Source organism: Micromonospora sp. NPDC048894 (genome assembly GCF_040649765.1).
Classification (GTDB): domain Bacteria; phylum Actinomycetota; class Actinomycetes; order Mycobacteriales; family Micromonosporaceae; genus Micromonospora; species Micromonospora antibiotica.
In genome coordinates this window covers 1-25,804 of the sequence record NZ_JBEZFY010000004.1, presented here as the reverse complement: position 1 = coordinate 25,804, position 25,804 = coordinate 1, and the positions used below count along the sequence as shown (strand labels likewise).

Annotated in this window: 22 protein-coding genes, 1 pseudogene and 1 riboswitch; of the genes and pseudogenes, 13 read left to right on the top strand and 10 right to left on the bottom strand. The window is 73.9% G+C overall.

Features of this window, described 5'->3' with window-relative positions:
* Nucleotides 1-10: 10 nt before the first annotated feature.
* Both AB0C22_RS09740 and AB0C22_RS09735 read right to left on the bottom strand, forming a co-directional pair.
* Nucleotides 11-391 carry a VOC family protein gene (locus tag AB0C22_RS09740; RefSeq protein WP_219468478.1) on the bottom strand — a complete coding sequence of 127 codons (381 nt, stop codon included), beginning with the start codon at nucleotides 389-391 and terminating at the stop codon, nucleotides 11-13.
* A gap of 101 nt (nucleotides 392-492) precedes the next feature.
* The gene (locus AB0C22_RS09735; protein WP_219468480.1) at nucleotides 493-1,098 is read right to left on the bottom strand and encodes a GNAT family N-acetyltransferase; all 606 of its coding nucleotides are present in this window, start codon (nucleotides 1,096-1,098) and stop codon (nucleotides 493-495) included.
* Nucleotides 1,099-1,134: 36 nt separating this feature from the next.
* Between AB0C22_RS09735 and AB0C22_RS09730 the strand changes: the two genes are divergently transcribed.
* Complete coding sequence (locus AB0C22_RS09730) at nucleotides 1,135-2,502, top strand: glycosyltransferase 87 family protein (protein WP_357534492.1); 1,368 nt, start codon at nucleotides 1,135-1,137, stop codon at nucleotides 2,500-2,502.
* Here the strand turns inward: AB0C22_RS09730 and AB0C22_RS09725 are convergent.
* Entirely contained in the window at nucleotides 2,401-2,952 is a 552-nt protein-coding gene (locus tag AB0C22_RS09725; protein ID WP_219468488.1) for a GNAT family N-acetyltransferase, read from the bottom strand. The two genes, AB0C22_RS09730 and AB0C22_RS09725, sit on opposite strands and share 102 nt — an antisense overlap.
* Before the next feature lie 78 nt (nucleotides 2,953-3,030).
* Here AB0C22_RS09725 and AB0C22_RS09720 point away from each other — a divergent pair, with 78 nt between their 5' ends.
* The 5 genes from AB0C22_RS09720 to AB0C22_RS09700 all read left to right on the top strand — a co-directional run bounded on the left by AB0C22_RS09720 (nucleotide 3,031) and on the right by AB0C22_RS09700 (nucleotide 8,651).
* The gene (locus AB0C22_RS09720; protein ID WP_357534490.1) at nucleotides 3,031-4,260 is read left to right on the top strand and encodes a crosslink repair DNA glycosylase YcaQ family protein; all 1,230 of its coding nucleotides are present in this window, start codon (nucleotides 3,031-3,033) and stop codon (nucleotides 4,258-4,260) included.
* A 4-nt stretch (nucleotides 4,261-4,264) separates the two neighbouring features.
* Entirely contained in the window at nucleotides 4,265-4,978 is a 714-nt protein-coding gene (locus AB0C22_RS09715) for a DUF2752 domain-containing protein (RefSeq protein ID WP_219468496.1), read from the top strand.
* A 215-nt stretch (nucleotides 4,979-5,193) separates the two neighbouring features.
* A complete protein-coding gene (thyX, locus tag AB0C22_RS09710; RefSeq protein ID WP_208569371.1) occupies nucleotides 5,194-5,937 on the top strand; it encodes an FAD-dependent thymidylate synthase in 744 nt (247 codons plus the stop codon).
* A gap of 46 nt (nucleotides 5,938-5,983) precedes the next feature.
* Nucleotides 5,984-6,910: a 4-hydroxy-tetrahydrodipicolinate synthase gene (gene dapA / locus AB0C22_RS09705; RefSeq protein ID WP_357534488.1), complete on the top strand. Its 927-nt coding sequence runs from the start codon at nucleotides 5,984-5,986 to the stop codon at nucleotides 6,908-6,910.
* A 52-nt stretch (nucleotides 6,911-6,962) separates the two neighbouring features.
* Complete coding sequence (locus AB0C22_RS09700; RefSeq protein WP_145918435.1) at nucleotides 6,963-8,651, top strand: ribonuclease J; 1,689 nt, start codon at nucleotides 6,963-6,965, stop codon at nucleotides 8,649-8,651.
* 73 nt (nucleotides 8,652-8,724) lie between these two features.
* Here AB0C22_RS09700 and AB0C22_RS09695 read toward each other — a convergent pair whose 3' ends face one another.
* Nucleotides 8,725-9,705, bottom strand: coding sequence for a hypothetical protein (locus AB0C22_RS09695; protein ID WP_219468500.1), 981 nt, complete (start codon nucleotides 9,703-9,705; stop codon nucleotides 8,725-8,727).
* A 179-nt stretch (nucleotides 9,706-9,884) separates the two neighbouring features.
* On the bottom strand, nucleotides 9,885-10,769 hold the full coding sequence (locus AB0C22_RS09690) for a helix-turn-helix transcriptional regulator (protein WP_357534486.1): 885 nt from the start codon (nucleotides 10,767-10,769) through the stop codon (nucleotides 9,885-9,887).
* Between the two features lie 185 nt (nucleotides 10,770-10,954).
* On the opposite strand from AB0C22_RS09690, the gene AB0C22_RS09685 reads away from it, so the two are divergent.
* Nucleotides 10,955-12,190, top strand: a complete 1,236-nt coding sequence (locus tag AB0C22_RS09685; protein ID WP_219468506.1) for a S1 family peptidase — start codon at nucleotides 10,955-10,957, stop codon at nucleotides 12,188-12,190.
* 179 nt (nucleotides 12,191-12,369) lie between these two features.
* On the opposite strand, the gene AB0C22_RS09680 is transcribed toward AB0C22_RS09685, so the two are convergent.
* Nucleotides 12,370-13,974 (bottom strand): YbjN domain-containing protein, encoded by a 1,605-nt coding sequence (locus AB0C22_RS09680; RefSeq protein ID WP_357534484.1) that lies wholly within the window; start codon nucleotides 13,972-13,974, stop codon nucleotides 12,370-12,372.
* Nucleotides 13,971-14,447 carry a YbjN domain-containing protein gene (locus tag AB0C22_RS09675; protein ID WP_357534482.1) on the bottom strand — a complete coding sequence of 159 codons (477 nt, stop codon included), beginning with the start codon at nucleotides 14,445-14,447 and terminating at the stop codon, nucleotides 13,971-13,973. The genes AB0C22_RS09680 and AB0C22_RS09675 overlap by 4 nt, the downstream gene beginning before the upstream one ends.
* Nucleotides 14,448-14,560: 113 nt before the next feature.
* On the opposite strand from AB0C22_RS09675, the gene AB0C22_RS09670 reads away from it, so the two are divergent.
* Nucleotides 14,561-17,032, top strand: coding sequence for a DNA translocase FtsK 4TM domain-containing protein (locus AB0C22_RS09670; RefSeq protein ID WP_357534480.1), 2,472 nt, complete (start codon nucleotides 14,561-14,563; stop codon nucleotides 17,030-17,032).
* 160 nt (nucleotides 17,033-17,192) lie between these two features.
* On the opposite strand, the gene AB0C22_RS09665 is transcribed toward AB0C22_RS09670, so the two are convergent.
* The gene (locus AB0C22_RS09665; RefSeq protein ID WP_208569332.1) at nucleotides 17,193-17,438 is read right to left on the bottom strand and encodes a hypothetical protein; all 246 of its coding nucleotides are present in this window, start codon (nucleotides 17,436-17,438) and stop codon (nucleotides 17,193-17,195) included.
* A 159-nt stretch (nucleotides 17,439-17,597) separates the two neighbouring features.
* On the opposite strand from AB0C22_RS09665, the gene AB0C22_RS09660 reads away from it, so the two are divergent.
* The gene (locus tag AB0C22_RS09660; RefSeq protein WP_219468516.1) at nucleotides 17,598-18,125 is read left to right on the top strand and encodes a DinB family protein; all 528 of its coding nucleotides are present in this window, start codon (nucleotides 17,598-17,600) and stop codon (nucleotides 18,123-18,125) included.
* A gap of 85 nt (nucleotides 18,126-18,210) precedes the next feature.
* Here AB0C22_RS09660 and AB0C22_RS09655 read toward each other — a convergent pair whose 3' ends face one another.
* On the bottom strand, nucleotides 18,211-18,525 hold the full coding sequence (locus AB0C22_RS09655) for an SMR family transporter (RefSeq protein ID WP_219468518.1): 315 nt from the start codon (nucleotides 18,523-18,525) through the stop codon (nucleotides 18,211-18,213).
* Nucleotides 18,526-18,579: 54 nt separating this feature from the next.
* Nucleotides 18,580-18,643, bottom strand: a riboswitch (guanidine-III (ykkC-III) riboswitch).
* A 127-nt stretch (nucleotides 18,644-18,770) separates the two neighbouring features.
* Between AB0C22_RS09655 and AB0C22_RS09650 the strand changes: the two genes are divergently transcribed.
* The 4 genes from AB0C22_RS09650 to AB0C22_RS09635 all read left to right on the top strand — a co-directional run bounded on the left by AB0C22_RS09650 (nucleotide 18,771) and on the right by AB0C22_RS09635 (nucleotide 25,533).
* A complete protein-coding gene (locus tag AB0C22_RS09650; RefSeq protein WP_357534858.1) occupies nucleotides 18,771-19,694 on the top strand; it encodes an ornithine cyclodeaminase family protein in 924 nt (307 codons plus the stop codon).
* 182 nt (nucleotides 19,695-19,876) lie between these two features.
* A complete protein-coding gene (gene rimO, locus AB0C22_RS09645) occupies nucleotides 19,877-21,418 on the top strand; it encodes a 30S ribosomal protein S12 methylthiotransferase RimO (RefSeq protein WP_255597929.1) in 1,542 nt (513 codons plus the stop codon).
* Between the two features lie 77 nt (nucleotides 21,419-21,495).
* Nucleotides 21,496-22,083, top strand: coding sequence for a CDP-diacylglycerol--glycerol-3-phosphate 3-phosphatidyltransferase (gene pgsA / locus AB0C22_RS09640; protein WP_219470779.1), 588 nt, complete (start codon nucleotides 21,496-21,498; stop codon nucleotides 22,081-22,083).
* Between the two features lie 258 nt (nucleotides 22,084-22,341).
* Entirely contained in the window at nucleotides 22,342-25,533 is a 3,192-nt protein-coding gene (locus AB0C22_RS09635; RefSeq protein WP_219468523.1) for a hypothetical protein, read from the top strand.
* A gap of 175 nt (nucleotides 25,534-25,708) precedes the next feature.
* Here AB0C22_RS09635 and AB0C22_RS09630 read toward each other — a convergent pair.
* Nucleotides 25,709-25,804, bottom strand: a pseudogene (locus AB0C22_RS09630) (Rieske (2Fe-2S) protein); the annotation flags it as partial.

The following is a 25,804-nucleotide window of genomic DNA, read 5'->3' as shown; positions in this document are numbered from 1 at the left end:
CCCGGCGGCGTCACTCCTGCTCGATCACCGACAGGATGTTGCCGGCCGGGTCGGTGAACCAGGCGATCGTCGGCCCGTTGTCACGCATGATCCCCCGGTCGTCCTGCGGCAACCCCGGGTAGCGCGCGAACCGCACCCCCCGGGCGGTCAGCTCGTCGACCGCCCGGTCGACGTCGGCCACCGGGAAGTTGAGCACCGTGAACGTGGCCGGCACGTGGTCGGCCTTGGGATAGACCACCACGTCCCGGTCGCCGGCCAGGTGCAGCATCAGCAGCCCACCGGGGCCGCCGAGCTGCGACACCCGCAGGTCGAGGGTGCCGGCGTAGAACTCCCGGGCCCGGTCGGTGTCGTCGGCCGAGAACCCGCTGAACGCCTTCGTGTCCCGGAACATGCCCGTCTCCCTCACCGTCGGTGGCACCCCGCCGCCTCCGGTCTACCAGGGTGGACCGACAGATTCGGCCGGTTCAGGGCGGGCCGACAGATTCGGCCGGTTCAGGGCGTGTCGGTCGACTCCGGCGCGGGTGTGTCGTCCGGTTCGGTGGGGACCGCGACGTGCAGCCGTACCTGGGGGACGAGCATGTCGTCGACGTCCAGCGCACGGGCCGCGCCGTCCGGCTCCCACCCGGTGCTGGTGAGGAACTTACGGGTCGCCTCGTCGCCGTCGAACGCCCAGGCCACCGCGTGGGTGAACCCGTCGGCCCGCCAGCCGTCCACGGCGGCGGAGAGCAGCCGGCTGCCGTGCCCACGCCGCCCCCAGCGCGGCTCCACCAGCAGGTCGGTCACCGCGACCACCCCGGCGCCCAGCGCCGTGGCCGGCTCGCCCGGGGCGAGCGCCTCGGCGTCCGCCGGCCCGGAAGCCGCGAACCCCACCAGATAGGATTGCTCGGCCTGTTCCACGGCGACGAGCACCCGGTGCGCGGCCGAGGGCGGCTCCTGCACCGCCGCGCTCCACCGCCGGGCGAGCCACGCCTCGTCCAGGTTGTCGAGCACGTGCCGGGGCAGCAGCCGACGGTACGCGACCCGCCAGGTCGCGAGCTGCACACGGGCGATCTCGGCGGCGTCCTCCGGACGCGCCGGGCGGACGAACCCCAGAGCCATGGCACGAAAGCCTAGGCCACAGCGAGGGAGACGACGGTGGCGCAGGGGGCCAGGCGGACGACCGGGCAGGTCGTCGCGGTGGTGGTGCTCGCCGTCGCGGTGGCCGCCTTCCTCTCCGTGGCGGCCGTCCGGCACGGCTTCTTCGACCTGAAGGTCTACTACGGCGCGCTGACCTTCTGGGTGCACGACCACGGCGAGATCTACGACTACCTCAAGCCCGGCACCCAGTACGGCTTCACCTACCCGCCGTTCGCCGCGCTGGTGATGCTGCCGATGGCGTACCTGCCGTGGCCGGTGGCGATCACCGTCAGCGTGGCCGCCACGGTGGTGGTCAGCGCGGTGCTGGTCTGGTGGCTGCTCGACCCGGTCGCCAGGCGGGCCGGCTGGACCCGCTGGTTCGTCCTGGCGGTGGCGCTCTGTCTGGCCGCCGCGTTCGAGCCGATGCGCGAGACGGTCAACTTCGGCCAGGTCAACATGCTGCTGCTCTTCCTGGTGGCGGTGGACCTGCTGCGGCTGCTGCCGGCCGGCAACCGGTGGGCCGGGGTGGGCATCGGGCTGGCCACCGCGATCAAGCTGACCCCGGGCGTCTTCATCGTCTACCTGCTGATCACCAGGCGCTTCCGGGCCGCCGCCACCGCCGTCGCCGCCTCGGCCGCCGCCACGCTGCTCGCCGCCGCCCTCTTCCCCGACGCCACCCGGGAGTTCTGGACGTCGGCGCTGTGGAACACCGACCGGGTGGGCGAGCTGGCGTTCGTGTCCAACCAGTCGCTGCGCGGGGTGGTGGCCCGGCTGAACCCGGAGCATCCGAGCACCCTGGCCTGGCTGGCGCTGGTGCTGGTCACCCTGGCCGTCTGGGCCTGGCGCTGCCGGGCCGCCGTGGCGCTCGGCGACGAGGCCACCGGGCTGGCGTTGACCGGCGCGCTGATGTGCCTGGTCAGCCCGGTCACCTGGGTGCACCACCTGGTCTGGTTGATCCCGGCGCTGATCCTGCTGGTCGACAACGCCGTCGCCGCGCCTGCCGGCAGCCTGCGACGGCGGGCGCTGCTGGCCCTCGCGGTGGTCTGCTACCTGCTGCTGTGCAGCCGGATCGTCTGGGCCTGGGAGAAGGACTTCACCGGGGTCACCGGCTTCCTGGGCAGCAACACCTACGTCTGGATCAGCCTCGCGCTGCTGGCGCTGCTGCCGATCCGCACCTGGGCCGCCCCGGTCGGCGGCCGGCCGGGCGGCCCGTCGGGGCCCACCGGCCGGGATGGGACGACCCGGCCCGCCGGCCCGCCCGGTGCGGTGGCCCGGCCGGCCGGGTCAGCCGGGGAGCCGGCCGGTGTAACGCAGTTCGTCGAGGTGGACCGGGGGTCCGCCGCCGGCCAGCGGCACCCGGTAGCGGGACCGCTCACCGTCGGCTGACAGGCCGGCCCGCTCGTAGAACCGGCGGGCCCGGACGTTGTCGGCCAGCACCCACACCCGGTACTCCCGCCAGCCGTTGGCCGCCAGCCCGTCCCGGGCGGCGGCGAACAGCGCCTGCGCGGTGCCGTCACCCCAGCGCGCCGGCTCCACGTAGATCGCCAGCACCTCGCCGTACGTCGGGTCCAGGTCGCCCCGGTCCTGGTTGTTGCGGTACGGGCCGAAGGTGGTGAACCCGGACGGCACCCCGTCGACCTCGGCGAGCAGGGTGGTGAACGGGTGCTCCGGGTCGGCGGTGCCCACGTCCCGTCGGCGCTGCGCCCAGGCCACCGGGTTGAGCCGGACCAGCACCTCGGCCGGCATGATGCCGGCGTAACCGGCCTGCCAGCCGTGGATGTGCACCCGGGCGATCGCCTCGGCGTCGTCCGGCTCCTCGCGACGGATGGTGAGCATGTGTCCGTTCTATGCCTCGACGGGCGGTCGGTCCAGCGTCCGCTCCGGTGTCGTACCGTTGGTCTAGGGTCGTCGGCGATGGTCGCACCGGAATCGCTCTCGCTCGCCCAGGCCCGGCGGCTGACGCTCGCCGCCCAGGGGTTCGCCGACCCGACGCCCACCGGGGCACCCACCCGCCGGCACCTGCGCCGGGTGCTCGACCGGGTCGGGTTGATCCAGATGGATTCGGTCAACGTGCTGCAACGCGCGCACTACCTGCCGCTCTACAGCCGGCTCGGGCCCTATCCGACCGCCCTGCTCGACACCGCCGCCTACCGCCGCCCCCGGGAGCTGTTCGAATACTGGGGGCACGAGGCGTCCCTGGTGCCGGTGGGGCTGCACCCCGCGCTGCGCTGGCGGATGGCCAAGGCCCGCGACGACGCCTGGGGCGGGATGCGGCGGATCGCCGAGGAGCAGCCCGACCTGGTCGCCTGGGTCCGTGACGAGGTCGCCGCGCGGGGGCCGCTGACCGCCGCCGAGATCGAGCACGACGCGCCCCGGGAGACCGGCCACTGGGGCTGGAACTGGTCGGCGGTGAAGCGGGCCCTGGAGTTCCTCTTCTGGGCCGGCGAGGTCACCGCCGCCGACCGGACGCCCTCCTTCGCCCGCCGCTACGACCTGCCCGAACGGGTGCTGCCGGCGGCCGTGCTCGACGCGCCCACGCCGACCGACGCCGAGGCGTACCGGACCCTGGTCGCGGTGGCCGCCCGGTCGCTGGGGGTGGCCGCCGAGCCGGAGCTGCGGGACTACTTCCGGCTCCCACTGGCCGGTGCCCGGCAGGCCGTCGCCGAGCTGGTCGAGGCCGGTGAGCTGGTGCCGGTGACGGTGCAGGGGTGGCGGCAGCCGGCCTGGCGGCACGTCGACGCCCGGCTGCCCCGCTGGGTCCGGGGCAACACCCTGGTCAGCCCGTTCGACCCGCTGGTCTGGGAGCGGGCCCGCACCGAACGGCTGTTCGGCTTCGCCTACCGGATCGAGATCTACGTGCCGGCCGCGCAGCGGGTGCACGGCTACTACGTGCTGCCGTTCCTGCAGGGGGAGCGGTTCACCGCCCGGGTCGACCTCAAGGCCGACCGCAAGGCCGGGGTGCTGCTGGTGCCGGCGGCCTGGCAGGAGCCCGGCGTCGACCCGGGGGAGACCGCCGTCGCGCTCGCCGCCGAGCTGCGTCGGCTCGCCGGTTGGCTCGGCCTGGACGCGGTCGCCCCACCTGCGGCGGGTGACCTGGCCGCCCCGCTGGCCGCCGCGTTGCGCAGCCTCACCGGTGTACCGTGAGGCCGTGACGAGCGTTGACGGGCCGACCGGGCCGAGCCGGTCGGGGCAGGGCACCGATCCGACGTCGACCGGTTCCGCGCCGGCCGGCACCACCCACACGCTGAGCGACCCGTACCCCGTGGGCACGCCAACCGGTCCGTACCCCGTCGGCACGCCGACCGACCCGGCCGCCGTCCACGGGCACCCGCACCCGGGGGTGGGCGGAAACGTCGAGGGGCTGCCCCCCGGCTCCTGGTCGGCGGGGCCGCCGGTGGCGTGGCAGCAGCCCGAGCCGGACCGGCTCACCCGCTTCGTGCTCCGGCTGCACGCCCGTTCGCCGCGCTGGGCGGCCCCGCTGGCCGCCCTGGGCTGCGTCGGCGCCGGGATGGCGTACGCGCTGGTCAGTGACCCGACCACCAGTGACCCGGACGCCCCGCCGAGCTGCCTGCTCAAGCTGACCACCGGGCTGGACTGTCCGGGTTGCGGGGGCACCCGCGCGCTGTGGTACCTCCTGCACGCCGACCTGCCCGCCGCCGCCCGGCACCACGTCGTCTTCGTCTTCGCGGTGCCCTTCCTGGCCTACCTCTTCGTCGCCTGGGCCGGTAAGCAGGCGTTCGGGTGGCGGCTGCCCGAGCTGCGGCTCAGCTCCCCGGTGATCGGCGGGTTCCTCGCCGTCTGGCTGGCCTTCTCGGTGCTGCGCAACCTGCCCTGGCCCCCGTTCACCGCCCTCTACGTCTGACCCGGCCGCGCCGGGCAGCCCCCGTCGCCGGCCCGACCGTGACACACCGGGGCGGGCGGTCGGCTGCGACGACGTCACCCGGTGGCCCCGGTGCGAGACCTTGGCCACCCGCCGGCCGCCCGGAACCCGCACCATCGGTGATCGCGCTGGTCAGGGGCGGCGGCCCGGGTTTCCCCGCAGCCCACCCGGCCACTACAGTCGCAGGAATGCCGGAGATGGTGCAGCCCCAGGTGCAGCTGATCGCGTGGACCCAGTTCCAGGCCCCCGACGACGTGCCGTGGTCGACCGACGCCGAGGGCGGCCAGGCGCTCGCCGAGTTCGCCGGCCGGGCCTGCTACCAGAGCTGGAAGAAGCCGAACCCGGCGACCGCCACCAACGCCGGCTACCTGGCGCACATCCTGGAGGTCGGGCACCTGTCGGTGCTGGAGCACGGCAGCGTGACCTTCTACTTCACCGGGGTGTCCCGCTCGTTCACCCACGAGCTGATCCGGCACCGGCACTTCTCCTACTCCCAGCTCTCCCAGCGCTACGTCCCGGAGCGGGACGCGGCGATGGTCGAGCCGGCGGTGATCGCCGACGACCCGGAGCTGCACAAGCGGTTCGTCGAGGCGGCCGAGGCGAGCGTCCGGGCGTACACCGAGCTGCTGGAGGGGCTGGAGCAGCGGTTCGCCGACGAACCCAACCCGACGCTGCGCCGCAAGCAGGCCCGGCAGGCGGCCCGGGCGGTGCTGCCCAACGCCACCGAGACCCGGATCGTGGTCACCGGCAACTACCGCGCCTGGCGGCACTTCATCGGGATGCGGGCCACCGAACACGCCGACGTGGAGATCCGTGAGCTGGCCGTGGAGTGCCTGCGGCAGCTCCAGCGGGTGGCCCCGAACGTGTTCGCCGACTTCGCCGTCACCACCCTGCCCGACGGCACCGAGGTGGCGACGAGCCCGCACGCACAGCTGTCCTGAGCCCTTCCCCACCGGACGTCCGGTGCTCGTCCGCTAGGTTGTGAGCATGACGCACGACCACCCTGCCACCCCCGACCGGGGCCTGTCGCGCCCGTTCGGGCGACTGCTCACCGCGATGGTGACCCCGTTCACCGCCGATGGCTCCCTGCATCTCGACGGCGCCGTCCAGCTGGCGACGTACCTCGTCGACGAGCAGGGCAACGACGCGCTGGTGATCAACGGCACCACCGGCGAGTCACCGACCACCACGGACGCGGAGAAGGACGCCCTGCTCCGGGCGGTGGTGGAGGCGGTCGGCGACCGGGCCCAGGTGGTGGCCGGCGTCGGCACCAACGACACCCGACACACCATCGAGCTGGCCGCCGCGGCGGAGAAGGCCGGCGCGCACGGCCTGCTGGTGGTGACGCCGTACTACAACAAGCCGCCGCAGCGGGGCCTGCTGCGGCACTTCACCGCGGTCGCCGACGGCACCAGCCTGCCGATCATGCTCTACGACGTGCCACACCGCACCGGGTTGGCCGTCGAGACCGAGACGCTGGTGCGGCTGGCCGAACACGAACGGATCGTCGCGGTCAAGGACGCCAAGGGTGACCTGACCGCCACCAGTTGGGTGACCAGCCGCACCGACCTCGCCTTCTACAGCGGCGAGGACTCGCTCACCCTGCCTACCCTGGCGATCGGCGGGGTCGGCCTGGTCGGCACCTCGACCCACTTCACCGGCGCGCTCGTCAAGCAGATGATCGAGGCGTACGACGCGGGCGACTCCGGCACGGCACTGACCCTGCACCGGCGGCTGATGCCGCTGCTCACCGGGATCTTCCGCAGCCCGGGCACCATCCTGGTGAAGGCGGGCCTGAACGTGTCGGGCCTGCCCGCCGGGCCGGTGCGGCCGCCGCTGGCGGACGCCACCGACGACGAACTGGCCCTGCTGCGCGCGGACTGCGCGGCGGCGGGCCTGGACCTGCCCGAATGACCGAACGACACGACGGACGCCGGGTTACGGCGTCGCAGAATGAGGTGGACGCGTGACCGAGGCGCAATTCGAGGGTGAACTGCCCCCGCCGCTGCCCGAGGGCGGGCTGCGGATCATCCCGCTCGGCGGACTCGGTGCCATCGGTCGGAACATGACCGTCTTCGAGTACGACGGCAAGCTGCTCATCGTCGACTGTGGGGTGCTCTTCCCCGACGTCGAGCAGCCCGGCGTGGACCTGATCCTGCCCGACTTCGGGCCGATCCTGGACCGGCTGGCCGACGTGCAGGCGATCGTGCTGACCCATGGCCACGAGGACCACATCGGCGCGGTGCCGTACCTGCTCGCCCACAAGCCGGACATCCCCCTGGTCGGCTCCCAGTTCACCCTCGCCCTGGTCGAGGCGAAGCTGGCCGAGCGGCGGATCCAGCCCTACACGCTCACCGTCCGGGAGGGCGGCCGGGAGCGGCTGGGCCCGTTCGAGTGCGAATTCTTCGCGGTCAACCACTCGATCCCGGACGCGCTCGCGGTGGCCGTGCGTACCCCGGCGGGCCTGGTGCTGCACACCGGTGACTTCAAGATGGACCAGCTCCCGCTGGACGGCCGGATCACCGACCTGGCCGGCTTCGCCCGGCTCGGTGCGGAGGGTGTCGACCTGCTCCTGTCGGACTCCACCAACGCCGAGATCCCCGGTTTCGTCACCCCGGAACGGGAGATCGGGCCGGTGCTCGACTCGATCTTCGCGAAGGCGAAGGGGCGGATCATCGTCGCCTCGTTCGCCTCGCACGTGCACCGGGTGCAGCAGGTCTTCGACTCGGCGCTGGAGCACGGCCGCAAGGTGGCGCTGATCGGCCGGTCGATGGTCCGCAACATGGGCATCGCCCGCGACCTCGGCCTGCTCAACATCCCGGCCGGCCTGGTCATCGGGATCGAGGAAGCCACCACGCTGCCGCCCGACCAGATCGTGCTGATGTCCACCGGTTCGCAGGGTGAGCCGATGAGCGCCCTGGGCCGGATGGCCAGCGGCGACCACCGGCACATCACCATCGCCCCCGGCGACACCGTCGTGCTCGCCTCGTCGCTGGTCCCCGGCAACGAGACCTCGGTCTACCGGGTGATCAACCGGCTGGCCCGGGCCGGCGCGGTGGTGGTGCACAAGGACGTCGCCAAGGTGCACGTCTCCGGGCACGCCCCCGCCGGTGAACTGCTCTACCTGCTCAACGTGGTGCGGCCGAGCAACCTGATGCCGGTGCACGGCGAGTGGCGGCACCTGCGGGCGCACGCGCGGCTCGGCATCGAGTCCGGCGTCGCCCCGGACCGGGTGGTGATCTGCGAGGACGGCGACGTCGTCGACCTGGTCGAGGGCCGGGCCAGTGTGGTCGGGCACGTGAAGAGCCGTTACGTCTACGTCGACGGTCTGGCCGTGGGCGACGTCAGCGAGTCGCTGCTCACCGAGCGGCGGATCCTCGGCGACGGCGGTTTCATCGCCACCACAGTGGTGGTCGACTCGGTCACCGGCAAGGTGGTCGCCGGCCCGACCCTGTCGGCGAAGGGCTTCTCCGAGGACCCGGCCGCGTTCAACCCGGTGATCCCGCTGGTCACCGAGGCGCTGAACCGGGCCGCCGCGGACGGCATCACCGATCCGCACCAGCTCCAACAGATCGTCCGACGCACCGTGGGGCGGTGGGTCAACGACGCGTACCGCCGCCGTCCGATGATCGTCCCGACCGTGGTCGAGGTCTGAGCGGGTTCCCCACCCGGACGCCGTGGGCCGGCCACCGTCGTGACGACGGTGGCCGGCCCGTTTGCCGGTGGGCTCAGCGGTGGCGCAGGGTGGCCACGATCAGGTTGGGGTCGGTCGCGGTGACGTAGGCGGCGCTGGCCACCAGGACCGTGTGCCCGCGTACGGCCACCGAGGTCGGGTTCTGGAGCCCGTCTGCACCGGTCAGCAGGGTCCGGGTCCGCCCGTCGTGGTCGATGCCGACCACCGTGTTGGGCCCGTTGAGGGCGGCGACGACCCGGCCGTCGGGGGCGAAGGCGAAGTCGTCGATGCCGACCAGCCCGGTCGCCCTGACCTCGACGGCACCCGGCCGGCCCGCCCGCAGCGGAATCCGCAGCAGGGTGCCCTGGTCCAGGTTGGTCGCCCAGACCGCGCCACCCCGGACCTTGACGCCGTTGACGCCGAGGAAACCGGTCGGGGCGAGCGCGGACGCCGACGACCAGACCCGGGCGGGACCACCGGCCAGCGGGACGGTCGAGATGGTGCCGCGCACCGAGTCGGTGACGTAGAACGTCCGGCTCGTCGGGTCGAGCGCCAGCCCGTTCGGCAGCCCGTCGGCCGGTAGCGCGGCGATCCGCCGGGGCGTCTGACCCGGCGGAATCCGGTACAGACCCGTGCTGGCGGCGTCGCCGCTGGCGTACAGGACATAGATCGTGCCGTCGTCGGTGCGGACGATGCCGCTGGTCAGGGCGAAACCGAGCACGGGGGTGGCGACGCCGCCGTCGGCCGGCGCGGCCAGGGTGGCCAGCACCCGGGTCCGGCCGGCCGGGTCGACGGCGGCGACCTGCCGGGCCGCCGCGAACGTGAGGTAGGCCGTGCCGTCGGGGCCCAGGGTGATGTTCTCCGGCAGTTGCCCCCGCGTCAGGTCGAAGTGGACCGCGATCCGTGCCGCCGGGGCCGACCGGGCCGGGGTGACGGCGGAGGCCGGGACGCCCGCCGACGCCGGGACCGCCGACGGTACGGCCAGGGCGCCGGCCGCCGCGGCGGCCACCGCGAGGGTGAGGATTCTTCTGCGCATGGTTCGTCCTTCTGGTGAGGGGCCCGGGAGTGGGCCCGGTTTCGGGCGCGGACGGTCCGGCACCTGGTCAGGTGCCCTCGTCTCGCGGTGTCGGCGCAGCGTCGACCGGCCGGCTCACGCCGGCCCGCCGGTGCGGGTGGGGCAGCAGAGCCGCTCTGCTGCCCGGGTGGGGCGCGGGGTCAGCCGGGCGCGGGCAACGGCTGCCGGTCGGCGGCCCGGCCGGTGACCGCCGTGTGCACGAGCAGCGTCATCGCCGCCTGGGACGGGGAACCCGGCGCGGTGGTGGCGACGACCAGCACCTGGTCGTCCTCGGTCCGCAGGGTCTGCTGGGTGACGGCCAGCACGCCCACCACCGGGTGTCGCATCTCGTAGCCGGCGTGGCCGCCGGCCTTGACCCGGTGGTCGGCCCACGCGGCGGCGAACTCGGGGCTGCGTACCGCCAGCTCGCCGACCAGCGCGGCGAGCAACGGGTCCGCCGGGTGCTGCCCGGAGGTCGCCCGCAGGGTCGCCACCACGGCTCGTGCCTTGGCCGGCCAGTCGACGTACAGGTCACGGGTGTGCGCGTCGAGGAAGATCAGCCGCGCCATGTTCGGCCGCCGGTCCGGCCGGTCCACCGCCGCCGGCTCCAGGTGCCCGGCGAAGAGGGCGTGCCCGGCGACGTTCCAGGCCAGCACGTCGAGGCGACGGCCGAGCACCAGCACGGGTACGTCGCCGAGTGCGGCGACCAGTTGCCGCACGGTCGGATCGACCCGCTCCGGCGGGGGCCGGCGGGCGACCGGGCGGCGGCCACCGGCGGCCAGCCCGGACAGGTGACGGCGTTCGGCGTCGTCGAGGCGCAGGGCCCGGCTGAGCGCGTCCAGCACCTCGGGGGAGGCGTTGGTGGCCAGGCCCTGCTCCAACCGGGCGTAGTAGGAGGCGCTGACCCCGGCCAGCAGGGCGAGCTCCTCCCGGCGCAGCCCCGGGACCCGTCGCCGTCCGCCGTAGGTGACCACCCCGGCTTCCTCGGGGCTGAGCCGGGAGCGGCGCGAGCGGAGGAACTCGCCGAGCTGTCCTGATGCCTGCATGACTCCCAGTATTGGCGGCGGCCACCCGGCCAACCACACCCTGTCAGGGGTAGCCAGGACGCCCGACTGCGTGACGGGATGGACACGGTCCGTCGATAAGTGTGGATCGGCTCATCCGGGCGGTACCCGTTTCCGTACCCCATCGCGGCGGGCGTACCCCGCGTCGGCCGGGAGGAGCATGACGGATGGACCGCAGACGGATGACAGCGATCGGCGTCGTGCTGGCGGCAGCGGGACTGACGGCGGCGGTCACCCTGCCGTCGTTCGCCGGGGACCAGGGCACGCCGAACGCCGGTGGGACCGGCCCGAAGGCCACCGGCGGGGTGGCTCCGGAGGTGGTGGACGCGCTCAGCCGTGACCTGCGGATCAGCCGGGACCAGGCGGTCCGGCGGTTGACCGCCGAGCAGCAGGCCACCGGGCGGTTGGCCCGGCTGCGGGCCGCCCTCGGCAACGACTACGGCGGGGCGTGGCTCAGCGACGACGGCTCCACCCTCAACGTGGCGGTCGCCGACCCGGCGCAGGCGCAGCGGGTCCGGGCCGCCGGTGCGGTGCCCAAGCCGGTGGACCGCGCGGTCACCGAGCTGGACGCGGCCAAGAGCCGGCTCGACTCGGTGGGTCGGCAGGCGTCCCCGGCGATCACCGGCTGGTACGTCGACGTCGCCACCAACTCCGTGGTGGTGCTCGCCCAGCCGGGTGCCGAGTCGCGGGCCCGCCGGTGGGCGGCGGGCAGCGGGGCCCCGGCCGGGGCGGTCCGGATCACCACCTCACGGGAGCAGCCGCGTCCACTGTTCGACCTGGTCGGCGGGGACCCGTTCTTCATCAACGACGTGGGCCGATGCTCGATCGGTTTCTCGGTGGTGGGCGGCTTCGTCACCGCCGGGCACTGTGGGCGGGTCGGCGACCGGACGACCGGCTTCAACCAGGCCCAGCAGGGCGTCTTCGCGGCGTCGTCGTTCCCCGGGGACGACTGGGCGGTCGTGCGCACGAACGGCCAGTGGACCCCGCAGGGGGTGGTCAACGACTTCAACGGCGGCGTGGTGCCGGTCAACGGTTCCACCGAGATGCCGGCCGGCGCGTCGATCTGCCGTTCCGGCTCCACCACGGGGGCCCGCTGCGGTGTCGTCCAGGCCCGCAACGCCACCGTGAACTATCCGGAGGGGACGGTCACCGGGCTGACCCGCACCGACGTGTGCGCCGAACCGGGTGACTCCGGCGGTTCGTGGATCTCCGGCGACCAGGCGCAGGGCGTCACCTCCGGCGGTTCCGGTGACTGCACCGTCGGCGGGGTCACCTTCTTCCAGCCGGTCAACGAGATCCTGGAGCGCAACAACCTGACCCTGGTGACCGCCGACGGCCGGCAGGACGCGCAGCCGCAGACCACCACCCGGATGCGGGCGCGGACCGCCGGGTCGGCGCGCTGACCGCACCACCCGCCGCGCCCCGCCCCCTGCCGCTGTCGACAGGCTGCGCCGGGGCCTCCGGTACCGCGACCCCCGACCCCCACCGCCCGGTGGTCGGGGGTCGCGCCGCGTCCGGGCCGCCCGGGGCGGCGGCACGGCGCTGGGCTGTTCGGGGGCTGGGCTGTTCGGCGCCGGGCGGGTCAGGGCAGGGCGGCGACGGCCCTGGCGTACGCGACGCCGGTGCTCACCGCCGCGTCGACCAGGATGCCGAGCTGCGTCGGGGCCACCCCGTGCGCCAGGTCGGTGGTGACGTCGCCGGCCAGCACCAGCTCACCGCCGGGCAGCTCGTGCACGTACGCCTTCGGCAGCAGCCGGTCGTGGTTCCAGGCGTTGCAGAACTCGTACGCCTCGGCGAGCCGTCCCGCCGCCAGCCGCCGGGCCGCCACCACCCGGGCGTGCAGGATCTCCCCGTGCCCGCCCAACAGGCGGAACTGCACCACTGCCTCGTCCCAGCGACCCACCACCACGCCTGCGGCGTCCACCGCGTACACGTCGCCCCGGACGTCCAGCACGGCGGTGAGCTGCGTCAGGCTCAGCGGGGCGGGCTCCTCGGCCGAGGGCAGGAACGGTTCGTCGTCGGGCTCGTCGACGCCGTCCGGCTCGGGCAGGGGCACCGGGTCACCGGTCGGTCGTCCGGCCAGCCAGGCGGCGATCCGGCCGGCGTGGTGGCCGGTGCCGTTGCGGGCGTCGAAGCTGCCCGCCAACCGGGTCGCCTCGGCGGACAGGTCGGTGCCGAGGGCCGCCACGTCCAGCTCGGCGGCGGGCCGGTCGCCGTGGCCGGGACGGCGTACCCGTCGACCGTCCCGGCCGGCCTCGACGGCGAGCGCGCAGACCAGCGCCCCGGCGGCGGCGAACTCCATCGCCGACAGGTCGTCGTAGGGGTGGTCCAGCCGGGGCAGCTGCTCGGCGAGGATGTCCAAAGCCTGGTCCGGGTGCCCGGCCAACGCGCAGAACCGCAACTGCGCGGCCAGGTACGGCAACGCCGCCCGCTCCCGCCGGTGCCGCCGGTACGCCCGCAGGTGCGCCGTCGCGGCCCGTGCGGTCGCCCCGGTGCGCAGCCACGGCAGCAGCCCCACCGCGAGGGCCCGTTCCGGCTGGTCGGTGCAGTCGACCCCACCGTCGAGCGCGGGGCGCAGCGTGTCCAGTGCGGCCCGGTCGTCGCCCCAACCGGCGAGCAGGTCGGCGCGGCGTACCAGCAGGCAGCCGGGGCAACCGGCCTCCGGGTCCGCCTCGGCGGCCGTCCACCGCTCGTACCACTGGCGGGCGGTCGGCTCGTCGCCGCGGTGGTCGGCGAGCCGGCAGCGCAGCTGGGCGACCACACCCGCGTCCTCGCCGACCCGCCGGGCCAGCGCGTCGAGGAACGACTGCGCCTGGTCCAGCCCGATCCGGGGGGTGCCGATCGCCGCCTCCACCGCCTGCCGCAGGTGCCGCCGCAGCAGCTCCGCGTCGCCGGGCCGGCCGTCGAGCAGGTCGGGGGAGCCGTCGACGGCGGCCAGCAGGCGGCGTACCGGCTCGATGATCCGCCACCGCCCGCCGTGCCGCAGGTAGGCCGCCACCAGCGCGAACCGGGCGTCCAGGGCGGAGTGCGGGTCGCCGAGCGCGTCGGCGCGGGCGGCGATCCGGTCGAGTTCGGCCAGCCGGGCCTCGCCGTCGGGCAGATCCGCGGCCCCGGCGAGCGCGGACGCCAGGGTGGGATCGCGGCGGGCGGGTGGCCGGTCCGCCCCGGGGCGGAACCCGGCGGTCATCCGGGCGTCCCCCCGGGCAGCAGGCCGACGGCGGCGGCGAGCCGGCAGCCGGCGGTGATGCCGCAGTCGAGCAACTGGTCGAGCTGGTGCGGGGTGACCCCCCGTTCCAGGTCGGTGACCACCTCACCGCAGACCTGGGCCCGGCCGTCGTCGCCGACGTGCACGAACGCCTTGGGCCAGAGCTGGTCGTGGTTCCACGTGTTGCAGAACGTGTAGAGCGCCGGCACGTGGTCGATGCCGAAGGTAGGTGCCGTCACGGTGCGGATCTGGAGCAGTTCGTCGAGGGTGCCCCGGCGCAGGAACCAGATCAGGCTGTCGTCCCAGCGGCCCACCAGCTCCCCGTCGTCGTCGGTGACCACGGCGTACCCCCGGTGGGCCAGCACGGCGGCGACCAGGTCGGCGGTCAGCGGACGCAGGGCCTGCGGGTGACCCGCCAGCGGGTCCGGACGGTCCGCGAAAGCAGGCGACGCCATCGGGCATCCCTTCTGAGGCGAATAACACGTCTGCGGGCGTGGTACGCGCTGCGACGCGCGGACACGACCCGGAAAAGCGGCGGTCTGCCGGGTAACGCCGTTACGGTGACTCTATGGCGGGCCGTACCTCTCAGGCGAGTCGGCGACGCGGCGCGTCGCCGCGCGGTACCACGAACAGTCGTGCCCGTCAGCCGGCGAAGAAGACCACCCGGGCGACGGCGCGACGGCGTCCGGCCCCCCGGCCCGCTCCGGCGGCCTACCTGGGTCGTGCCGTCGGGGCACTGTGGATGGGTCTGGCGCACGGGGTCGGGTGGGGGTTCCGGGCCGCCGGTCGGCAGGCGGCCTCGGCCCGGGAGCTGGACCCGGAGCACCGCCGTGACGGTGCCGGGCTGCTGCTGTTCGGCCTGGCCATCCTCAGCGCGGTGGCGATCTGGTTCTCCGGCGCAGGCCCGTTCGGTGCGCGCCTGGCCGACACCGTGCGCCTGTTCCTGGGCGCGATCGCGGTGGTGGTGCCGGTGCTGCTGATGATCGGCGCGTGGCGGCTGATGCGTACCCCGGTGGACCCGGAGCACCGGGGGCGTGGCCTGATCGGCTGGGGTTCCATGCTGGTCGCCACGGCGGCGATGCTGCACATCGGACAGAATCCGGTCGACCCGGTGCAGCGCGACTACGCCGGTGGCCTGGTCGGCGCCGGGATCGGCGACCTGCTGGAGCGGGGGGTCACCGCGTGGGTGGCCATGCCGCTGCTGATTCTGCTGCTCGTCTTCGGCCTGCTGGTGGTCACCGCCACCCCGATCAACAAGATCCCGGAGCGGCTCGGTCTGCTCGCCGGCACGCTGGTCGCCCCGCCCGACGCCCCGGCGGAGGACGAGGAGCAGGAGGTGGCGGTCGCCCCGAAGCCGGCCCGCCGCCGGCCGGCCCGCAAGGCCGCCCCACCGCCGGTAGACCCGGACGACTTCGCCGACGTCGGCCCGGAGGTGGACCTCCAGGAGACGATCGTGCTGCCCCGCCGGCCGGCGAGCCGGGTGCCGGCCAGCCGCAAGCCGGTGGAGCCGCCGGAGCACTCCGCCCCGCCCACCCGGGCCGAGCAGCTCGCGCTGACCGGGCTGGCCGGCGACTATGCGCTGCCGCCGGCCAACATGCTCACCGGTGGCGCGGCCCCGAAGACCCGCAGCAAGGCCAACGACGAGGTGATCGCCGCGCTGACCGGCGTCTTCGACCAGTTCGGGGTGGACGCCGAGGTCACCGGCTTCACCCGGGGCCCGACCGTCACCCGTTACGAGGTCGAGCTGGGCCACGGGGTCAAGGTCGAGCGGATCACCCAGCTTTCCCGCAACATCGCGTACGCGGTGAAGTCGCCCGACGTGCGGATCCTCAGCCCCATCCCGGGCAAGAGCGCGGTCGGGGTGGAGATCCCCAACACCGACCCGGAGAACGTGGCCCTCGGTGACGTGCTGCGCTCCCGGGCCGCCACCAGCGACCACCACCCGATGGTGGTCGCCCTCGGCAAGGACATCGAGGGTGGCTTCGTGGTGGCCAACCTCGCGAAGATGCCGCACATCCTGATCGCGGGGGCCACCGGAGCCGGGAAATCCAGTTGTCTTAATACATTGTTGGTGTCCATTCTGACCCGGGCCACGCCGGACGAGGTGCGGCTGCTGCTGATCGACCCGAAGCGGGTCGAGATGACCGGGTACGAGGGCATCCCGCACCTGGTCACCCCGATCGTGACCAACCCCAAGAAGGCTGCCGACTCGCTGGAGTGGGTCGTCCGCGAGATGGACATGCGCTACGACGACCTGGCCGCCAACGGGGTCCGGCACGTCGACGACTTCAACCGCAAGGTACGCAACGGCGAGATCAAGGCCCCGCCGGGCAGCGAGCGGGAGATGCGGCCGTACCCGTACCTGCTGGTGATCGTGGACGAGCTGGCCGACCTGATGATGGTCGCCCCGCGCGACGTGGAGGACTCGGTCGTCCGGATCACCCAGCTGGCCCGCGCCGCCGGCATCCACCTGGTGCTGGCCACCCAGCGGCCGAGCGTCGACGTGGTGACCGGTCTGATCAAGGCGAACGTGCCGTCCCGGCTGGCGTTCGCCACCTCGTCGCTTGCCGACTCCCGGGTCATCCTCGACCAGCCGGGCGCGGAGAAGCTGCTCGGCCGGGGCGACGGGCTGTTCCTGCCGATGGGCGCGTCCAAGCCGGTCCGCATCCAGGGCGCCTGGGTGACCGAGCGCGAGATCGCCGACGTGGTGAAGTTCTGCAAGGACCAGCGGGAGCCGGAGTTCCGCTCCGACGTGCTGGCCCCGGCGCAGGAGAGCAAGAAGAAGATCGACGAGGACATCGGCGACGACCTGGACCTGCTGGTGCAGGCGGTCGAGCTGGTGGTCACCTCGCAGTTCGGCTCGACCTCGATGCTCCAGCGCAAGCTGCGGGTGGGCTTCGCCAAGGCGGGTCGGCTGATGGACCTGATGGAGACCCGGGGGGTGGTCGGCCCGTCCGAGGGCTCCAAGGCCCGCGACGTGCTGGTCAAGCCGGACGAGTTGGAAGAGGTCCTCGACGGCCTGCGCGGCGACGTGGACTGACCTGCGCGGGGCCGGTCGGTGCGACGGTCCCACCGGTCGGGTCCGCAACGGACCGTGACCGTGAGCGTGCGACGGTTCGTGGGCGTGGACGTGCGACGGGCCGTGGACGTGCGACGGGCCCGCCGGGATGCCGGCGGGCCCGTTCGCGGGAAGGCGTCAGTCAGCTGTTCATCATGGCGCTGACGATCACCAGGCTGAGGATGATGGCCACCACGTTAGCGGCGGCGGCGTACCAGCCCAGCGGCTTGTCGCCGAGCACCGCACCGACGATGCCGAGCACCAGGCCGATGACACCGAAGATGACCGGGGCGATCAGCAACGCGACGACGGCGAAGACGAACGCCAGGATGGTGCAGATGCGGGCGGCGTTGGTACGCGGGCGGGCGGGTGCGTGGGTGTCGGCCATGACGTCCTCCGTGGTCGGGAACATGAGTGCTGTGGTGATCGATCACTACCCACACCGGACGGAAACTACGCACCCGGCGGCGATATCCCACCCGGCCCGCTGTGGTGCCGGCGCGGAAATTCCGGTCGATCCGGCCGGCCGGTGTGGCAGCATCACCCGGTGCCGGCATCCCGTCGTGACCTGTTGCGGTCGCAGTTCGATCTGACCTGGTCCCTGTTCGAGTACCACCTGGAGCGCCTGGAGGCGGCGGACCTGCTCTGGGAACCCGTGCCGTACTGCTGGACGATGCGCCCGGATGCCGACGGCGGATGGACGCCGGACTGGGCGGACGTCGAGCCCGACCCGGTCCCGGTCCCGACGATCGGGTGGATCACCTGGCACATCGGCTGGTGGTGGACGGTCGCTGCCGACCATGCGCGGGGGCGCAGGCCGCGGGAACGTGACGAGATCGGTTGGCCCGGTGACCGGGACCGGACGGTGGCGTGGCTGGGTGACCTCCGTACCGCATGGTTGGCGGTGTTCGACCAGCTCAGCGACGTCGACCTCGATGCGACCGCGTCGTTCCCGTGGCGGGACGACCCCGCGTACACCGTGGCCCACATGATCGCCTGGGTGAACGCCGAGCTGATGAAGAACGTCGCCGAGGTCGGCCAACTCCGGTTGTTGCGGCACGCGAGCCGGCCCTGACCCGTCGGCCGGTCCCGGGGAGCGGGCTCGGCAGCCGGGACCGGCCGTCCACCGGCAGCCGGCCCGGCCGCGGGCGTGGGGCGGCTCAGTGGAAGAGCTTGAGGCCGACCACGCCGGCCACCACCAGCAGCAGGCTGAGCAGTCGGGGCAGGCTCGTCGACTCGCCGAGGGCCACCATGCCGACCAGTGCGGTGCCGACGGCCCCGATGCCGACCCAGACCGCGTAGCCGGTGCCGACGGGGATGTCGCGCAGCGCGTACGCCAGGCCGGCCATGCTGGCGACCAGGGTGACCGCGAAGACGGCCGAGGGCAGTGGCCGGGTGAATCCGGCGCTGCGGTCGAGGGAGACCGCCCACGCGGTCTCCAGGAGTCCGGAGAGCACCAGCACGATCCAGGCCATCGGGCATCACCTCGGGGGTGCGGGTCCCGGACCGGCCGGGACGAGTCGGTTGGTCACGGGGCGTCTTGGCCTGACCGGGTACGCCCACGACTCGTCCGGGGTGGCTGCGGGCCGGTAGGAGCCGCGGCACCGACCTGCCCACGCGGCCACCACGACCGACGCTAGCACCGCCGGCCGGCGGGGTGGGGTGATCCTCCCCACCACACCTTGAGTTGAAGTCAGCTTGAGGTTGCAGCATGGGGAACATGACGCTGCTCTTCGACGACCGGCAGGTCGCCGCCACCCTGGACGCGCCGACCACCGTCGCGGCGATGCGGGACGCCCTGCTGGCCGCCCACGCCGGCCGGCTCGTCGCCCCACCCCGGGCGTCCGCACCGCTGGCCGGCGGGCGGATGGTGCTCACCGCCGGGCAGCTCACCGACGAGTGGTACGGCTTCCGCTCCTACGACACCCTCGGCCACCCGGCCGGCGAGCAGCTGGTGGTGCTGCACGACGCCCGGACGGGGGCGGTCCGGGCCATCGCCGTCGGCGCGGAACTCGGCTCCCGGCGTACCGGCGGGCTGGGCGCGGTGGCGGTCGACGCCCTGGCCCGCCCGGACGCCACCGCCCTGGGCGTGATCGGCTCCGGCGGGCAGGCGTGGACGCAGGTGTGGGCGACCGCCGCCGTCCGGCCCCTGCGCGAGGTGACGGTGCACAGCCGCTCGGCGGCCCGCCGCGAGGCGTTCGCCGCCCGGGTCCGCGCCGAACTGGGAATCCCCGCCCGCGCCGTCGGCTCGGCCGCCGAGGCGGTCCGCGACCGGGACGTGGTGGTGCTCGCCACCACCAGCGTCACCCCGGTGCTGGCGGCCACCGACCTCGCCCCGGGCACCCACGTCAACACCGTCGGCTTCAAGCAGGTGCACCGGCACGAGTTCGGCACCGACCTGCTCGACGCCGCCGAGGTGCTGGTCACCGACTCGCCGGCCCAGGCGGCGGCGTACGACCCGCCGATGTTGACCGCCGTCGGGCCGTACCCGGGACGGTTGCGTGACCTGGGGGCGGTGCTGGCCGGGGCGGTCCCCGGCCGGACCGGCGCGGACCAGGTGTCGGTGTTCTGCTCTACCGGCCTGGCCGGCACCGAGGTCGCCCTGCTGGACCGGCTGGTCCGGGTGGGCGCGACGACGGTCTGACCGCCGGTGTGTCGTCTGCGGCGGGCGGGTGCACCATGATCGGATTGCAATTTTGGCGAGTGTTCCCGGCGTGTCGTGCGCATTTTCGTCATTTGATCAACGATGGGCCGGGCGGCGGGGTGAACCGGCCTACACCGCACGCCGCCGTCGGTCGGGCCCGCTCCCGCGCCCGGTACCCTCGGATGGTGTCTGCCACCCCCACGCCTGACAACGCCGGCCCGACGCCCCGCCGCGACCTGGCGCAGCCGTCCGCCGACGGCCGACGGGTCGCCCTGCTGACCCTGGGCTGCGCCCGCAACGAGGTCGACTCGGAGGAGCTGGCCGCCCGGCTGCACGCCGACGGCTGGCAGGTCACCACCGACGGCGAGGGCGCCGACGTGGTGGTCGTCAACACCTGCGGGTTCGTGGAGAAGGCCAAGCAGGACTCGATCCAGACCCTGCTCGCCGCCGCCGACACCGGGGCCAAGGTGGTCGCCGCCGGCTGCATGGCCGAGCGGTACGGCCGGGAGCTGGCCGACAGCCTCCCCGAGGCGCAGGCGGTGCTCAGCTTCGACGACTACCCGGACATCGCCGCCCGGCTCGACTCGGTGCTCGCCGGCGAGGCGATCGGCGCGCACACCCCCCGGGACCGGCGCGAACTGCTGCCGCTCACCCCGGTCGCCCGGCGGGAGTCGGCGGTGTCGCTGCCCGGCCACGGCACCCCCACCCGGGTCGCGCCGGAGACCGACGCGCATACCCCCGCGCACCTGCGGCAGGTGCTGCGCCGCCGGCTCGACACCGGCCCGGTGGCCTCGCTGAAGCTGGCCAGCGGCTGCGACCGACGGTGCGCGTTCTGCGCGATCCCCGCGTTCCGGGGCGCGTTCGTCTCGCGTACCCCCGACGAGCTGCTCGCCGAGGCGGAGTGGCTGGCCAAGACCGGCGTCCGTGAGCTGGTGCTGGTCAGCGAGAACTCGACGTCGTACGGCAAGGACCTGGGTGACCCGCGGGCGCTGGAGAAGCTGCTGCCGCAGCTCGCCGCGATCGACGGCATCGTCCGGGTGCGGGCCAGCTACCTCCAGCCCGCCGAGACCCGTCCCGGCCTGGTCGAGGCGATCGCCACCACCCCCGGCGTGGCCCCCTACTTCGACCTGTCGTTCCAGCACTCCAGCGAGCCGGTGCTGCGCCGGATGCGCCGGTTCGGCTCCACCGACCGGTTCCTGGAGCTGCTGGCCGGCGCCCGTGCCCTCGCCCCCGAGGCGGGTGCGCGGAGCAACTTCATCGTCGGGTTCCCCGGCGAGACCAAGCAGGACGTGGCCGAGCTGGTCCGGTTCCTGACCGACGCGCGGCTCGACGCGATCGGCGTGTTCGACTACAGCGACGAGGACGGCACCGAGGCCGCCGGGCTGCCCGGCAAGCTCTCCGCCGCCACCGTCAAGCGCCGCTACGACCGGCTGGCCGCGCTCGCCGACGAGCTGTGCTCGCAGCGGGCCGAGGAGCGGCTCGGCAGCACGGTCGAGGTGCTTGTCGACACCGTCGACGACGGCGTGGTGGAGGGGCGGGCGGCGCACCAGGCCCCCGAGGTCGACGGCTCGACCACCCTGGTCGCCCCGGTCGGTGGCGGCGTCGACCTGGCCGCGTTGCGCCCCGGTGACCTGGTGCGGGCCACGGTCACCGCGACCGAGGGCGTCGACCTGGTGGCCGTACCGGATGAGATGATCTCGGCGGCGCCCGGCGCGGAACGGTGACGGTGGGCCCGGACGGAGCGGGGGAGCCAGGTGGGGCGGTGCCAGGTGGGCCTCGACGGCCGGAGCGGGGCGCGGCGGTGACCGGGGCGGCGGAGTCCGCGCCGCCGGTGGCCCGGGTGCCGGTGCTCAACGCGGCCAACGGGCTGACCCTGCTGCGGTTGGTGCTGGTGCCCGTCTTCGCCGCGTCGGTGGTCGCCGCCGGGATGACCCACACCGGGTGGCGGATCGCCGCCTGCCTGATCTTCGCGTTCGCCTCGATGACCGACCTGGTGGACGGCTGGATCGCCCGCCGGTTCGGTCTGGTCACCTCGGTCGGCAAGGTGGCCGATCCGATCGCCGACAAGGCGCTCACCGGCGCGGCCCTGGTGCTGCTGTCCGTCTACGACCGGTTGCCCTGGTGGGTGACGGTGCTGATCCTCGTCCGTGAGTTGGGCATCACCGGGCTGCGGTTCTGGGTGATCCGGCACGGCGTGATCGCCGCCAGCCGGGGCGGCAAGCTCAAGACGGCGCTGCAGATCCTGGCCATCGCCTGGTACCTGTGGCCGATGCCGGCCGCCCTGGTCGCCGTCGGCCCCTGGATCATGGCCGCCGCCGTGCTGGTCACCGTGGTCACCGGCTTCGACTACGTCGCCCAGGCCCTGCGCCTGCGCCGTCCCCGCCCCTGACCGGGACTTCCCGGCCCCGCAGCCCGCACCGCGCAGCCCGCGCGTAGCCGGCGTCGATCCCGGGCGGCCCTCCGCGTCGGCTCCCGGCCCCGCGCCGCAATCCCGGGGCGGCGGGACGGCTGTCCCTGCCGCCCGGGACGCCCCGCCCAGCAGAGTCGGCACCGCACCGGCCTCAGTGGCCCGGTGCGGCGTCGGCCCGACCGGGTCGACGCCCGGCGACGGCGGGCGGGGTTGCGCCCGGTGGCGGGAGGAGCAGCGGTGCGGACAGCGACGAGACATGCCCGGGGACGGTCCCCGGGCGGCGGGTGGCGCAGCCGCCGGCTGTGGGCGGCCGGCCTGACGGCGGTGCTGGCGGTCACCATGCACCAGAGTCCGGCCCGCGCCGCCGACCCGGTGCCGTTCGACGAGCAGGCGGTGCACGGGGCGCTGTTCGGGGCCGTCGTGCAACTACGCGACGCCGGGGCCGTCGGCCTGAAGGACGCGCTGCTCACCGCTGAGCTACTCGACTGGCGTACCGGCCAGCCGGGTGCCGACGCGACGCAGGTGGCCGGGCACGTGGCCGCCATTCGGGCGGTCGCCGACGCGGCGGTCAGCGACGCGCGGGCCGAGGACCGGTCCCGGTTCGCGGTGGCGATGGCGGTGCTGGCCCGGCTCGGCGAGTCCACCGGCGCGGTGACCACCGGCCCGGCGGTGCGGGCCTTCCTGGCCAGCACGGTCGGCGCGGAAGGCGCGAACGTGGTGCCGGACGCGTTGAACCTGGTCCGGGGCGGCTACCAGGACGCGGCGTGGAACGCCCGCTCCCGGGACCTGGTCCAGGACACCTGGCGGGAGCTGCACCGGCGGGCCGCCACCGACGACGCGCTGGCCACCGGCTGGGACAGCGCCTTCGCGGGACGGACCGGCACCGGGGTGCGTACCCCGGTCGACGGGTTGCTGGCCGCGCGGATCCACGAGCCGCGCGCCGACGGCAACACCGGCACCCTCGGCTACTACGTGCCGCTGTCCGCGATCCGCGACGTCCGCGGTGACCCGACCGCCTTCAAGGCGCTGGTGCAGGAGCGGGCGTACGCGACGCTGAAGGTGCTCGACGCCGACGGCAACAACCGGATCACCGAGGTGGTCGGCTACGCCAACACGTACCCGCTCAACCAGGACCCGAAGCCGAGCCAGGCGGTGGTCGACGCGGAGAAGGCGAAGACCGAGTCGAACCGCAAGATCTTCGAAGGGCTCGGGTCCACCGTCACGGTGCTGTCCACCCTGGTCGGCTTCGTCGACAAGAAGTTCGGCAAGCAGCTGGAGACCATCGGCAAGGCCGTGGTGACCTCGGTGACCGCGATCAACACGTACGTGACGACGGTGCTCGGGCAGGGGCTGACCATGGCCGCGACGGCGATGGGCACGGCGGTGCTGACCGGCAACCTGCTCGGCGCGGCGGTGAGCCTGATCGGCCTGTTCGCCGGGGGCGGTGACCCGAACGCCGCGATCCAGGCGGAGATCGGCAAGCTGCGCCAGCAGATCGACCGGCTCGCCAAGGGCATCGACAAGCGGTTCGACCGGATCGAGTCGGCGCTCAAGGAGATGTACGCCGGGCTGGTCGCCCAGCTCGACGCGCTCACCAAGGGCCTCGACGAGGTACGCGCCAACCTGGGCCGGATCGCCACCCAGTTGCAGACCATCGAACGCAAGGTCGACTCGATGGCGCTCGCCACCCACGTGGCCCTGGAGAACATCGCCAAGAGCCAGCTCAACCAGGTGATCACCACGTACGTGCACCACAAGGAGATCACCGGGCAGCCGATCCCGGACTACCTGGGCACCTACTACCCGAAGGCCGAGTCGCCGACCTTCACCTTCGCCACCGTCAACGCCTCCGACGAGGGCACCTTCACCGCGCCGGCCGGGACCAGCCTCGCCGACCCGGTCAGCGTGCTCGACACCCACCTGCCCGCCGGTTCGATCAACTACCTCGGCCAGTGGGCGCGTAACCGGGTCGGTGGCACCTGGACCGTCGGCCCGGTCGCCAACGCCGCCGCCTGGACCACCGCCGCCCGGGTCTACAACATCCTGCAACTGGAGAACCCGCAGTTCGCCGCCCAGGTGGCCGCCGGGCGGGGCGACGCCGTCGCCGAGACCGGCCGGACCATCAACGAGCGGGTGCGGCAGTTCAGCCAGCCGACCGCCGACGGCGGCACCAACCCGTTGTTCACCGCGCTGATGGCCGACTACCGCACCGCGGTCGCCGGCTGGAACGCCCAGGTGGAGAACGTGCGCAAGGCGGTGGTCTGGAACGGCAGCGACACCCTGCCGGTGCACGACATGTGGGGCAGCCCGGACCAGGAAATCCCGGCCGCGAACCGGATTCCCGAGGCCGAGTCGATCGGCGGGTGCAGCGCGAGCCGGGTCGGCCGGCCGATCCCGTCGACGGTACGCCGCAGCAACCTGCCCAACGCGTTCCACCTGGCCCGCCACGCCATGCCGCCGGGGCACGCCCCGGAGTTCTCCACCTGCTACGACGCGAACTTCGTCAACGTGGAGGAGCACGAGGGGCCCCGGTTCCAGACCACCACCGGCGACCTCCAGATCACCCTGCGGTCGCGGGTGAAGTGGGCCGGCGGGGACTGGCAGGAGGTGCAGACCGCCACCCGCGTGTTCCCCATCGGCACGTTCTGCTCGTGGGACGTCCGGTCCCCGATCCCGCAGGGCTACTGCTACGACGAGAACAAGTACCTCACCGACCGGTGGGCGGGGACGTACAAGCCGGCGTTCGAGTCGGCGGCGATCCCGGTCGTCGCCACCCAGGCGACGTCCGCCCGCAGCAAGGCCGCCGCGATGCTGTCCGGCCGACAGAAGTACTTCTACCGGGTGATGCGGGCCGGCACCGGGCCGAACCCGCCGAGCAGCGACACCTGGGAGGTGTCCCGGGTGCTCTGGCAGAAGGGCAAGGCGGTCGCGGACGCGCTGCGGCTGTTGCAGGCGTACACCGAGCTGGGCTGGGGCACCGCGCTGGAACTCGACGACAGCCTCGCCGGCTTGCTCTTCGGGGGCAACGGGTTGCCCGCCGACTACAGCCGTCCGCGTAGTGACGCCGACCAGTCGGCCCACCAGCACCTGCGCAACGCGATGGCGCAGGCGGTGGCCAACTACGCCGACTGCGTCCAGACGTTCGACTGGAACCCGTGCGACGGGGAGCGGTCGGGCTTCGACCCGCTGCGTGACCAGGGCCAGTACGGTGCCGGCTGCGTCCAGGCCAGCGTGCCGGACAAGCCGCGTGACCCGCTGAGCGCCTGCCTGGCCAGCGCGGCGTTCGTCCGGGTCGGCCAGCTCGGCCAGCGGTACGACCACTGGTCGTCCCGGGTGCGTTCCGGCGGGCACACCGAGGGGCTGCCGGAGGTGACCGCGGCGACCGACATGACCCGGGCGACCACGGTGAGCATGCATCCGGCGGGCTGACCGCCCACGGACGCCCGACCGGGGAGGGTCCCGCCGGGACCGGGACCCTCCCCGGTCGGGACACCGCCGTGGCCCGATCGCCTCCGCGTCCGCGGCCCACAGATCGTCGGCGACCTTCTGACGACGGGTCGCAGTGCCGGCCCGTCGGGTGCGACGTGGTCGGGTGCCGCCGATCGGTCCCGCCGTCGACGTTCGACACCGGGCAGCCCTGGTGGGTGCAGATCGGGTCGAAACCCTTGAACTGCCCCTCCGTCGGCTGGGTGATCACCAC